This window comes from Flavobacterium humidisoli (assembly GCF_023272795.1).
GTDB lineage: Bacteria > Bacteroidota > Bacteroidia > Flavobacteriales > Flavobacteriaceae > Flavobacterium > Flavobacterium humidisoli.
Map to the genome: position 1 here is coordinate 4,608,662 of NZ_CP096829.1, position 13,275 is coordinate 4,621,936.

The window sequence follows — 13,275 nt, forward strand, 5'->3', positions numbered from 1 at the left end:
TTGTTCATTTAAATCTTATTTTTACTTTTGTAATTGTATTTTTTACATTTATTATTTCAAACGATTTCACTACCCAAAATTCCTATACAAAATGATAAAATTAAAAGGCATAACTTGGAACCATACAAGAGGTCTGCTTCCTATGGTTGCCACATCGCAGCGTTTTACTGAACTACATCCAGAAGTTGAAATTTCATGGGAAAAGAGAAGTTTACAAGAATTCGCAGATGCTTCTATTGAAGACTTAGCCAAAAGATTTGATTTATTGGTAATCGATCATCCTTGGACTGGTTTTGGAGCGCAGACCAAAGCAATTCTTCCGTTATCTGATTATTTATCAAACGAATATATTAAAGATCAAGAAATTAACACTGTCGGAAAATCATACGGAAGTTATGTTTTTCATGATAAATTATGGGCGCTTCCTATAGATGCTGCAACTCCGGTTGCCTCTGCCCGCTTGGATCTTTTAGAAAAAAATAATTTAGAAGTACCCAAAACCTACGACGATTTATTGGCATTGGCTAAAAAAGGCTTAGTGGCTTTTGCTGGAATTCCGGTAGATGTTTTAATGAGTTTTTATATGTTTTGCTGCAGTTTAGGTGAAGCTCCTTTTCTTTCTGAAGAAAAAGTAATTTCTGAAACAACAGGAATTAAAGCGCTTCAAATGTTTAGGGAATTGGCACAATTGATTGATCCGGCTAACTTTAACAGAAACCCAATTCAGGTTTATGAGGCAATGGTTAATTCAGATGAAATTGCTTATTGCCCGTTTGCTTATGGTTATTCTAATTATTCGCGAATTGGCTACAGCCGTCAACTTTTACATTTTTACGATTTAGTAAAATTGAATGATAATCCGATGATTTCGTCTTTAGGCGGAACAGGATTAGCGGTTTCATCTTTCAGCCAGCATATTGATGAAGCGGTTAAATATGCTGAATTTACTGGTTCATCTCAAGTACAGCAAAACATTTATACGGATAATGGCGGTCAGCCAGGCCATTTGCAGGCTTGGAAAAGTGAGCGAATTAATGGTGTGACACATGATTATTTCAAAAATACTTTACCCGCTTTAGAACGCGCATTCCTTCGTCCGAGATATTACGGACATATGTATTTCCAAGATCACGCAGGTGATGTGGTTCGCAATTATCTGATGAAAAGCGGAGACGAACTAAAAGTATTGGAAGAAATGAATTCGCTTTACGCGGAATCTCTAAAAATTCAGACAATATGAAGCCTTTAGAAGGATTAATTGTTTTAGAATTCTGTCAGTTTCTGGCAGGACCTTCTGCTGGTTTAAAACTAGCGGATTTGGGGGCACGCGTCATCAAAATCGAACGTCCTGTAAAAGGTGAAGCCTGCAGACAATTGAGTATCAAAGATTTATTTGTAGACGACAGCAGTTTGCTTTTTCATACCATAAACCGAAATAAAGAATCTTTTGCAGCCGATTTAAAAAATCCTGACGATTTAGTTTTAATTAAAAAACTGATTGAAAAGGCTGATATTATGACACATAATTTCAGACCTGGTGTGATGGAAAAAATCGGTTTAGATTTTGAAAATACACTTTCTATAAATCCACAGATTATTTACGGAACCATTACAGGTTACGGAAATGAAGGTCCGTGGGCAAAAAAACCGGGACAGGATTTATTATTGCAATCGCTTTCTGGATTAAGCTGGCTGAGCGGACGCAAAAGTCAAGGTCCAGTTCCTTTCGGTTTGGCTGTAGCCGATTTAATGTGCGGGAATCATTTTGTACAGGGAATTTTGGCAGCGCTTTTAAAAAGAGCCAAAACTAAAAAAGGAGTTTTGGTTGAAGTCAGTTTATTAGAATCGATTCTCGATGTGCAGTTCGAAGCCATTACTTCTTTCTTAAATGACGGTGGTCAATTGCCTGAAAGAGGTGATATTAAAGGAAGCGCACATGCTTTTTTAAGTGCCCCATACGGTGTTTACCAAACGCAAAACGGTTATTTATCGCTTGCGATGGGCGATTTACTTTTCATTGGAAAAGCATTAGGCTTAGATTTAAGTGAATTTACAGATAAACATCTTTGGTTTGAAAAACGAGATGAAATCAGAACGATTTTAAGCGAGAGAATTCAAACGCAAACTTCTGATTATTGGATTGAAATCCTGCAAAAAGAAGGAATCTGGTGCGGTAAAGTTTTCAATTACGAAGAACTGGATAATCAGCCTTTTGTAAATGAATTACAGCTGAAACAAACCGTAAAAAATGCCGAAGGCGAAACTTTGGTTACAACCAGAAGTCCGATTCAATTGGATGGAGAAATTCTGCTAAGCGAAAAAGCAGCGCCAAAAGTAGGTCACGATAATTTAAGGATACACGAACAATTTTTAAACGATTTGAAATGAAGCCATTACAAGATTATTTAATTGTAGATTTCAGTCAGTTTCTTTCGGGCCCGTCGGCGAGTTTACGTCTGGCAGACTTGGGAGCGCGTGTGATAAAAATAGAAAAACCTGGAACGGGAGATATCTGCCGCACTTTATATACTTCTGATTTGATTATGAACGGCGAATCGTCTGTTTTTCATACCATCAACAGAAACAAAGAATCATTTGCAATTGATTTTAAACAGCCAGAGGAACTTCAAAAATTAAAAAAATTATTAGCTAAAGCTGATGTTGTGATGCATAATTTCAGACCTGGAGTTATGGAACGCATTGGTTTAAGTTATGATGACGTAAAAAACATTAATCCAAATGTGATTTATGCTTCGATTTCGGGTTTTGGAGAACATCCTGATTTAAAAGATTTACCAGGTCAGGATTTGCTTTTACAATCTTTAACGGCTTTGACTTGGCTGAGCGGTAATCAGGAAGACGGTCCAGTCCCCATGGGATTATCGATTGTTGATATGCTCGCCGGAGCGCATTTGGCGCAGGGAATTTTGGCTGCCTTATACAGAAAAGCAACGCATAATATTGGAGCGCAGGTTCAAGTAAGCATGCTCGAATCGGCATTTGATTTTCAATTTGAGACGATTACGACTTATTTTAATGACGGAGGCGAATTGCCTGTCCGAACCAAAACGAATAATGCACACGCCTATTTGGGCGCGCCATACGGAATTTACAAAACCAAAAACGGTTATTTAGCACTAGCAATGGGATCAATTCCTGTTTTGGCTTCTCTGCTAAAATCTGATGCTTTATTACAGTTTCCTGAAAATAAATTCACATTAAGGGACGAAATCAAAAATATTCTTGCGGATCATTTGCAAACGCAGGAAACACAGTTCTGGTTAGACATTTTAGAACCCGCAGATATTTGGTGTGCAGGAGTTTTAAATTATCAGCAGCTATTTGCTGAAGATGGATTTAAGGTGTTGAATTTTACCCAACAAGTCGAAATGCTTGACGGCTACACTTATAAAACTACACGCTGTCCGATAAAAATAGACGGCGAATATCTGACTTCAGGAAAAGGTTCGCCTAAACTGGGTCAAGACAACGAGAAAATTATTAAAGAATTTATAGACTGCTGATGGAAAAAATTAGAATCGCCGTTCGAAAATTCGATCCGTTCGAAAGTACACTTCAAAAATTATGGGATGCTTTCTGCCTTCAAAACAATATAAAAATGGAAGCAGAAATGATTGCCTTAGAACTTCATGACTTGTATGAAACCACAATTTTAGCGAAAGGTTTAAAAGAAGGAAAATGGGATATTGCCCATATCAACACCGATTGGATTTTTGATGCTGTAAACGAAAATGCGGTTCTTAATTTGTTTTCCTTAATTGGAGAAAATCCACCAGAAAATTATCCTTTTGGATGGCATAAATCGCTTTTGCATTTACAAAAACTAAGTAATGGCATTTTCGGACTTCCCTTTCACGATGGACCAGAATGTCTCATCTACCGAAAAGATTTATTTGAAAACGAAAAGGAAAAAGAGAATTTTAAAAAACAGTTTGGTTACGAACTTTCTACACCAAAAACGTGGCAGGAATTTGCAGAAATTGCAACATTTTTTAATCGTCCCGAACAAAATTTATACGGTTCTGTTTTTGCCAATTATCCAGACGGACACAATATGGTTTTTGACTTTTGTCTGCAATTATGGACAAGAGGCGGTTCTTTATTAAACAAAAAAAATCAGATTGACATTCATAATGAAGCAGCCATAAAAGCATTGGATTTCTATCGAAAAATGGTCACCGATAAAAATGCTGTTCATCCAAAATCGAGAGAATTTGGTTCGGTTGAAGCAGGTTTGGCTTTCGCCGAAGGACAAGCTGCAATGGCCATAAACTGGTTTGGATTTGCTTCTATGGCAGAAGTAATTGAAGATTCGAAAGTAAAAGGAAAAATCGATATCACTTCCCTTCCATCCGATCCGGGTTATAAAACAGCTTCTTTGAATGTATATTGGCTGTATACCATTGGATCTGGAAGCAAACACAAAAAACTGGCATACGATTTTTTACGTTTTGCCACAACGCCAGAAAGCGACAAATTATTAACCACTGAAGGAGGTATTGGGTGCAGGAAATCGACTTGGAAAGATGAAGAAATTAATACTTTAATTCCGTTTTATCATAAGTTGGAAATGCTGCACGAAAATGCATTGACACTGCCTCAAACACCAATCTGGCCAAAAGTAGCAGAACTGATTGACAGTACTGTTTTGAAAGCCATTGAAACTGATATTTCGTCTGAAATATTGTTAGAGGAAACTCAGAAAAAAATTAGCCAATTAAGTCAAGGAACAACATTACACAGCTCTGTCAAAAATTAAACTTGGCAGGCTCAAATTCAAAATATAGAACAAATGAATATTCCCTATAAACCATTACTGCCCGAAACAGAACAGCCAATTATCATCATCGGGGCGAGCGGAATCGTAAAAGATGCACATCTTCCCGCTTACGAAATGGCTGGTTTTAAAGTTTTTGGTATTACAAATAGAACAATCTCAAAAGCATACGATTTACAGAAACAATTCAAAATTGATCATGTTTTTGAAAGTGTTGCCGATGCGGTTAAAAATGCGCCGTCAAATGCTGTTTACGACATTACCGTTTTACCTGATCAATACATTGAAATTTTAGAGCAGCTTCCCGATGGAGCTGCAGTATTGATTCAGAAACCAATGGGAAATGATCTCGCTCAGGCACGCGAAATTGTAGCAGTTTGCGAAAGAAAAAATCTGGTTGCCGCAATCAACTTCCAGCTTCGATTTGCTTCATTTGTAAGCTCCGCCCGCTATTTGATTAATGAAGGAATTATTGGCCAATTATACGATTTAGAATTTAAAGTTACCGTAAATACGCCTTGGGAATTATTTCCTTTAATTAAAGAACATCCGAGATTGGAAATTCTTTTTCACAGCGTGCATTACATTGATTGTATTCGATCTTTCTTGGGAAATCCGAAAGGAGTTATGGCCAAAACGGCTAAACATCCGCTTAAAAAATTATCTTCAAGCAGATCGACAATTATTTTAGATTATGCCGAAGATATGCATGTGGTTATTAATACGAATCATGATCATCACTTTGGTCCAAAACATGAGGAAAGTTACATCAAATGGGAAGGAACAAAAGGTGCCATTAGAGCAAAAATGGGCTTGTTGATGAATTATCCTGACGGTCTTCCAGACGTTTTTGAATACGCTTTAGCTAAAAAAGATAATGAAAAAGAATACGAATGGACCGAAGTTAAACTGGAAGGATCTTGGTTTCCAGAAGCATTTATTGGCGCAATGTCCAATCTGATGCGCTACAAGGAAGGTTCTGATAAAATATTATCTGCCAGCGTTCAAGATGTTTTAGGCACAATGAAAGTGGTAGAAGCCTGTTATATCAGCAGTAAAAATGGCGGTATTTCTTTTGATGAAGTGTAATTAAAACACTATATTTCAAAACCAAAAAACAAAATTTAAGTCCTCTTCAAAACAAACATGATTTTGACATTTATTTGAAAGAGTATGACGAATAAAAAGTAAATTAGATTATGTATTTTAAATCCACTTTTTTCGAAGATTATCAAATCGACGACAAACGAGTAACTTTAGGCAGAACCATCACAGAAACTGACTTCGTGGTTCATGCCGGACATACGGGAGATTTCTTCCCGCACCATATGGATGAAGAATGGTGTAAAACACAACCCTTCGGACAAAGAATTGCACACGGAACTATGGTTTTCAGCATCGGAATTGGCTTAACGGCATCTGAAATTAATCCAGAAGCTTTTTCTAGAGGCTATGACAAAATGCGCTTTGTAAAACCTGTTCATATTGGTGACACTATTCACTCTGAAATTACGATTTCTGAAAAAGGCGAAGCTAAAAATCCAGAAATGGGAACCGTAACTGAACATGTAGAAATTATCAACCAACGAGGTGAAGTCGTTTTGGTATGTGATCACTTACTTTTGGTGAAGAAAAAATGATTTTTCTTCAAGTTGCAAAGGTGCAGAGGTGCAGAGGAACAGAGGTTTCTTTACTTTGAACTCATAATCTTTGCCACTTGAACTTCAATAAAAAAGTACCGCTGGGATAAAAGTTAAAAAAACTTTGAACCTTTGTCCCTTTGTCACTTTGAACCTTCAAAAAAACAACTAAAAAACTATCTAAAAAATGCAAATTACAAACCAAGCCGGGGATCAACATCAAGTGCCGACAGAAGGCGGAAATCAAAAACAATATCTTCTTCCTTTTATTTTAGTTACATGCCTATTTTTTCTTTGGGGAATGGCGCACAATCTAGATTCTGTATTAATTCCGCACCTAAAAAAAGCCTGTGAATTAAACAACCGCCAATCTACTTTAATTGATACCTCAGTTTTCTTTGCTTATTTTATTATGGCGATTCCTGCCGGAATGCTTATTAAAAGATTTGGTTATAAAAACAGTATTATAACAGGATTGCTGGTTTTTGCTGTTGGAGCATTTCTATTTGTACCTGCAGCCAATACGAGAACTTACGAATTGTTTCTATTTGCCTTATTTGTAATTGGATGTGGTTTGACGATTTTAGAAACAAGTGCAAATCCATATGCTGCGATATTAGGACCAGCTGAATCTTCTTCTAAACGATTGAATTTAGCAGCTTCTTTCAACGGTTTGGCAGCAATGGTTGCTCCAATTGTAGGTTCATTATTTATTCTTTCTGGAACAAATCATACGCCAGAACAAATGGCTGCGATGCCAGAAGCCGAAAAAGCGGCCTATTTATTAGGAGAAGCTGCTTCTGTAAAAATGCCATATATCGTATTAGGAAGTATTTTGGTTTTGGTTGCCATTATTTTCTACTTCGTACAATTGCCGTCAATGAAAGCAACACATACCGAAGCTGAAATTAAACCGGGATTTTTCTCTGTTTTAAAATTTAGACATTTAAGCTGGGGAGTTGCTGCCCAATTTTTCTATGTTGGTGCACAAGTTTGTATTACAAGTTTCTTTATCAGAATTGCACAGCAAGGTGCTGGATTAGACGAAAAAACGGCAGGATATTATCTAGGAATCTACGGTTTCCTTTTTATGGCAGGACGTTTTATTGGGACATTCTTTTTGCGTTATGTAAAAGATTACGTTTTACTGTCAATCTACTGCGTAATGAGTGTTTTATTATGTTTAGTAGCTATTTATGGCTCTGGAATTGTAGTTATTTACGCTCTTGGAGGAATCGGATTTTTCATGTCAATCATGTTCCCAACTATTTTCTCATTAGGAATTAAAGGTTTAAAATCGAATACAGAAACAGGTTCTTCTTGGTTGGTAATGTCAATTGTTGGGGGAGCTATTATTCCGTACGGAATGGGGACTTTAATCGATATGAACCATGATGACATTCAATCAGGATATATTATTCCGTTAATTTGCTTTTTGATTATTCTTTCTTTCGGAGCTTTTGGCCATAAAGTGAAAACAGTTTCGGAATAATTTTAGATATATTATAAAATCAAAAACGTCCCGAAATTCGGGACGTTTTTTTTTTAGTCATGTTTATTAATGGTGTTTGCCATTACCGTGATCGTGGTTCTTGTCTGACTGTTGTTTGGAGTTATTATTTCCTTTGTTTTTTCCTTTATTATCTTTATCATTTCCGTAATGATTTCCGTTGTTGCCTTTCGGTTTTTCTCCTCTATTTTTTTGAGGTTTTCCGTGGTAACCTTTAGGATATTCGGCTCTATGTTTTGTGTGATAGTAATAAGGAGAATCTCCTCTGTAATCAGTCAAAACTACTTTGTATCCTGAATATAAATCATATCCTCTATATCTTGACGGAAGTCTTTTTTCACGAACCCATTTCCCGCTGTTATCGTAAATAAATACGCTTTGATTTACATCATAATATACATCAATGTCTGGCAAGTAATAATACCTGCTGTCGTCATAACCCTGTGGACCCCAATTAGGCGGTGTTCCAATGTTTACGTTTATCGATACTTGCGCATGAGCAAAAAATACACTCATAAAAAGCATTGAGGCGAATACTAACTTTTTCATGTCTTTAGAATTTAAATGTTAATTGTAGTAGATATAAATCGAAAGTAATGCCAAAAATTTGCGTGATAAGCATTCATTATACAAAATTACTAAACTAATCGACGAAGAGTGCTTTTTAAACGATATACCTTTCAAAAAAACGTCTCAAAAATTTGAGACGTTTTTATCATTATAAACAATTATTTCCAACCACCACCCAACGCTCTGTACAAATTAATAACAGCCTGTAATTTTTGAAGATTATCATTAACTCCGTTTAATTGTGCTGCTAAAAGGTTTTGCTGCGATGTTAATACATCTGTATAATTAGTTGCTGAACTATATTCTAAAAGCTCTTGCGTAAAGTCTACTGCTTTTTCTAAAGCTGCAATCTGTTTCGCTCTAGAATCTTCTTTTTCAACAGCCATCTGGTACGCGTACAAGGCATTCGAAACTTCCTGACCCGCTACTAAAAGACTTTGCTGGAAATTATTGTATGCTTGCAATTGTTGCGACTGTGCTGTTGTAAGTCTCATTTTATTTAAGCCATGATTGAATAAAGGCTGTGTTAATCCTCCAATAATAGAATAAAAAATAGAATGGCTGAAGAAGTCATTCAATTCTAAATTTGAAAATCCCGTACTTGCAGTAAGCGTCAGACTTGGATAAAAATAAGTTTTAGCCAAATTAGTAGACTCAAAAGCCACTCTGAAATTAAATTCCGCTTGACGGACATCAGGACGGTTATTCAATAACTGAGCAGGCATTCCGATTGCGATTTTTTCAGGAATAATCTGTGATCCTAAAACTCCTCTGTCAATTGGTCCAGGTCCTTGCCCTAGTAAGATATTTAAAGCATTTTCGGTTTCACGAATGCTTTGTTTCAAATCTGGAATTAAAACTTCTGCCGCATGCTGATTGGCTTCACTCTGAACAACCGCCGCTCCAGTTACAATTGCACCTTCTTTTAAAGCTTTAATCGTTTCAACGTTTTCAATACGGCTTTTTAAGGTTTCTTCCGTGATTTTTAGTGATTCATCATACGATAATAGCAAGAAGTAATTATTGGCAATATCGGCAATTAATTGCGTTTGAACTGCTTGTTTTGCAGCATCAGAAGCTAAATAGGTTGCCAAAGCGGCTCTCTTGGAACTGCTTAATTTTCCCCATACATCAATCTCCCAAGAACTGCTTACTCCTAATTTGTAAGTTGTTGTTAAGGTATTAATATTGATTCCAGCTGGAAAGTTTAATCCTGCCTGAGATTGCTTGTTATGCGTTACATTGGCGTCTAATTGCAGGCTTGGGTAATAAGCCAATTTACTTTGACGCAAAGAAGCTCTTGCCTGAACAATATTCTCAATTGCATTTTTCAGATTCAGGTTTTGTTCTAAACCTTTTTGAATTAATGCATTTAACTTTTCATCTTTAAAAACAGTATTCCAAGGCATGTCGGCAATTGTAGTTGAATCAGTTGTTGACTGATCGCGGTACAATTGATCTGTTTTTAAAGTAGTGGGACGTTCGTATTTCTTGGTAACAGAGCACGCACTAATAAGTGCGGCTGTTATTACCAGTAGAATATATTTATTTGAACTATTCGTCATTTTTCTTGTAATTAAATTTTACTCTTTGTGCGCTTCTATTAAATGAATTTCGTCTTCATCGTCGTCGTCGTCATCATAACCATCTTTCGCTGGACCGCTTATTCTTTCTTGTAAATTTTGGAAAATGATAAACAGAACCGGAATAACAAATACTCCTAAAATAGTTCCAATTAACATACCTCCAACAGCCCCAGTACCAATTGATTTATTACCAACAGCTCCTGCTCCAGAAGCAAACATTAATGGTACCAATCCTAAAATAAAGGCAAATGAGGTCATTAAAATTGGACGTAAACGTGCTACAGCTCCTTCAATTGCAGCTTGTACAACCGGCAATCCTTTACGCCTTCTATCCAAAGCAAATTCGACAATCAAAATACCGTTCTTCGCCAGAAGTCCGATCAGCATGATTAAGGAAATCTGCAGGTAAATATTACTGTTCAGTTTGAAAATAATCGAAAATAAATAAGCTCCCGCCAATCCAAACGGAATTGAGAATAATACTGCGAATGGCAAAATATAACTTTCATACTGTGCACTTAACAAGAAATAAACGAATACCAAACACAAGATGAAAATGAAAATCGTCTCACTTCCTGATGCTAATTCCTCACGTGTTAAACCTGAGAATTCGTAACCATAACCCGCAGGAAGACTCTCTGCAGCTACTTCCTGAATTGCTTTAATAGCATCTCCAGAGCTGTAACCCGGTTTTGGCGCACCTGTAATCGAAATTGACGTAAATAAGTTAAATCTCGAAATAGATTCTGGTCCAAAAACTCTTGTCATTTTTACAAACTCGGTAATTGGCGCCATATTTCCTGCACTATTTCTAACAAATATCTTATTCAACCCTTCAGTATTAGCTCTAAATTCTGGAGCTGCCTGAACCATTACACGATATTGTTTCCCGAATTTGTTGAAATTCGAAGCGTACAATCCACCATAATATCCTTGCATAGTAGATAAAATCGTATTAATAGAAACTCCTGCATCTTTCGCTTTCGCTAAATTAATATCCATCATATACTGCGGGAAACCAGGGTTAAATGGTGTAGTTGCATATTGAATTTCTGGACGCTCAGATAATTTTGCTAAGAACTCGTTATTCACTTTATAGAATTCAGAAGTGGTATGGCCACCTTTATCCTGCAATTGGAATTCAAATCCACCACTTTGTCCAAAACCTTGAATAGTTGGAGGCGAAATGAAGAAGATACTTGCTTCTCGAATACCGCTTGTTTTAGCAAAAAGCTGTCCGATTACATCATCAACACTTAGATCACGCTGATCCCACGGATATAATTTCACAATAACCATACTATAAGCACTACCTGCTCCAGCGGTAAAGTTCTGCCCGACAATACGAAGTGTATTTTTAACTCCCGGAATTGTCTTTGCAATACTATCTACTCTTTTTGCTATAATATCTGAACGCTCCATAGAAGCTGATGGCGGCAAACTAATATTAGCAAAAACAGTTCCCTGATCCTCTGAAGGAACGAAAGCAGATGGCGTAGTTTTCATCATATAAACCAATGCGATACCAGCAATTATAATCGAAGCTAATGCAATCCATTTTTTTACAGAAAGAAAACTTACTGAACGTTTGTATCTAGCGGTAACATTATCGAATGCAACGTTAAATGAAGTGTAAAAACGCTGTAAATAACTTTTATGTTTATGATCGTCGGCATGCGGTTTTAATAAAAGCGCACATAAAGCCGGACTCAAAGTCAAGGCGTTTACTGCCGAAAGAATAATCGCAACGGCCAGTGTAATACCAAACTGTTTGTAGAAAACCCCAGTTGATCCACCAATAAAAGTTACTGGAATAAATACCGCAGCCATTACCAATGTAATCGAAATAATTGCTCCGGAGATTTCGTCCATAGCATGAATCGTCGCTTTTTTAGCCGATTTATATCCGTGATCGAGTTTGGCGTGAACGGCCTCGACGACGACAATCGCATCATCGACCACGATACCAATGGCGAGAACCATCGCAAAAAGCGTCAATAAGTTGATCGTAAATCCGAATAAATTCAGGAAGAAAAATGTTCCCACAATCGCAACCGGAACTGCAATTGCTGGAATTAACGTAGATCTAAAATCTTGAAGGAAAATAAATACTACGATGAAAACCAATATAAAGGCTTCAACCAAAGTATGGATTACTTTTTCGATGGAAGCATCCAAGTTTTCGTTAACGTCCACCATGATAGTGTACTTCATTCCTTTTGGAAAACTTTTTGCCGCTTCTTCAATCAGCTTTTTAGAATTGATAATTACGTCACGTGCATTTGATCCGGGCGTCTGGCTGATTGCCATCGCTGCCGATTCTACACCGTTTGTTTTAATTGTTGACGAATAACTTAAAGATCCTAATTCAACTTTAGCCACATCTTTAAGTCTCAGCATCTGTCCATTTCCAACAGATTTTATAACAATGTCCCCAAATTCCTCAGCACTTGTTAAACGTCCTTTATATTTAATTACATATTGAAACGCCTGATTTCCGTTTTCACCAAATTTACCTGGTGCTGCTTCGATATTTTGTTCGGCTAAAGCTGCCGAAATATCACTTGGAATCAGTTTATATTGCTGCATTACATCTGGTTTCAACCAGATTCTCATCGAGTAATCTTTTGCACCAAAAACGGTTACATCTCCTACCCCAACAACACGCTGAATTTGGGGTACAAGGTTAATCTTTGCATAGTTTTGAAGAAAAGTCTGATCATACGCTTTATCATCACTATATAAAGAGAAAATCAATAAGTTACTACTCTGGCTTTTGGTTACTGTAACCCCAGCCTGAGTTACCTCTACTGGCAGTAAACTTGTTGCTCTTGAAACCCTGTTCTGAACGTTAACCGCTGCTAAGTCAGGATTTGTTCCTACTTTAAAGAAAACTTTGATCGAAGCATTTCCATCATTTGTTGCTGTAGAAGTCATGTAAGTCATGTTTTCTACACCATTAATTTGTTCTTCCAACGGAATAACGATACTTTTCAGTACTACATCAGCATTGGCTCCTGTATAACTTGCTGCAACGTTTACAGTTGGAGGCGCAATATCTGGATATTGCGATATCGGTAACTCAATTAGGCCTAAAACACCTAAGATGACGATAATAACAGATATTACCGTCGAGAGTACGGGTCTTTGTATAAATTTTTTAAACATTTT

10 protein-coding genes are annotated in these 13,275 nt (G+C 36.8%); 7 read left to right on the forward strand and 3 right to left on the reverse strand.

Translation table 11 applies throughout. The annotated features are described in order from the left end of the window. Positions 1–91: 91 nt before the first annotated feature. From M0M44_RS19550 to fucP, 7 genes are all read left to right on the forward strand, one after another. Positions 92–1,240, forward strand: coding sequence for an ABC transporter substrate-binding protein (locus tag M0M44_RS19550; RefSeq protein WP_248727210.1), 1,149 nt, complete (start codon positions 92–94; stop codon positions 1,238–1,240). Then, positions 1,237–2,388 (forward strand): CaiB/BaiF CoA transferase family protein, encoded by a 1,152-nt coding sequence (locus M0M44_RS19555; protein WP_248727211.1) that lies wholly within the window; start codon positions 1,237–1,239, stop codon positions 2,386–2,388. The genes M0M44_RS19550 and M0M44_RS19555 overlap by 4 nt, the downstream gene beginning before the upstream one ends. Then, positions 2,385–3,524 (forward strand): CaiB/BaiF CoA transferase family protein, encoded by a 1,140-nt coding sequence (locus M0M44_RS19560; protein ID WP_248727212.1) that lies wholly within the window; start codon positions 2,385–2,387, stop codon positions 3,522–3,524. Before M0M44_RS19555 ends, M0M44_RS19560 begins: the two co-directional genes overlap by 4 nt. Continuing rightward, positions 3,524–4,780 carry an extracellular solute-binding protein gene (locus M0M44_RS19565; RefSeq protein WP_248727213.1) on the forward strand — a complete coding sequence of 419 codons (1,257 nt, stop codon included), beginning with the start codon at positions 3,524–3,526 and terminating at the stop codon, positions 4,778–4,780. The genes M0M44_RS19560 and M0M44_RS19565 overlap by 1 nt, the downstream gene beginning before the upstream one ends. Before the next feature lie 33 nt (positions 4,781–4,813). Further along, positions 4,814–5,887, forward strand: coding sequence for a Gfo/Idh/MocA family oxidoreductase (locus tag M0M44_RS19570; RefSeq protein ID WP_248727214.1), 1,074 nt, complete (start codon positions 4,814–4,816; stop codon positions 5,885–5,887). Positions 5,888–5,997: 110 nt separating this feature from the next. Further along, the gene (locus M0M44_RS19575) at positions 5,998–6,438 is read left to right on the forward strand and encodes a MaoC/PaaZ C-terminal domain-containing protein (protein WP_134142037.1); all 441 of its coding nucleotides are present in this window, start codon (positions 5,998–6,000) and stop codon (positions 6,436–6,438) included. Between the two features lie 187 nt (positions 6,439–6,625). After that, entirely contained in the window at positions 6,626–7,930 is a 1,305-nt protein-coding gene (gene fucP, locus M0M44_RS19580; protein WP_248727215.1) for an L-fucose:H+ symporter permease, read from the forward strand. Between the two features lie 66 nt (positions 7,931–7,996). Here fucP and M0M44_RS19585 read toward each other — a convergent pair whose 3' ends face one another. The 3 genes from M0M44_RS19585 to M0M44_RS19595 form a co-directional block, all read right to left on the reverse strand. Beyond that, complete coding sequence (locus M0M44_RS19585; protein ID WP_248727216.1) at positions 7,997–8,497, reverse strand: hypothetical protein; 501 nt, start codon at positions 8,495–8,497, stop codon at positions 7,997–7,999. A 179-nt stretch (positions 8,498–8,676) separates the two neighbouring features. Beyond that, entirely contained in the window at positions 8,677–10,083 is a 1,407-nt protein-coding gene (locus tag M0M44_RS19590; protein ID WP_248727217.1) for an efflux transporter outer membrane subunit, read from the reverse strand. Positions 10,084–10,101: 18 nt separating this feature from the next. Beyond that, positions 10,102–13,272: an efflux RND transporter permease subunit gene (locus tag M0M44_RS19595; protein WP_248727218.1), complete on the reverse strand. Its 3,171-nt coding sequence runs from the start codon at positions 13,270–13,272 to the stop codon at positions 10,102–10,104. Positions 13,273–13,275 lie beyond the last annotated feature (3 nt).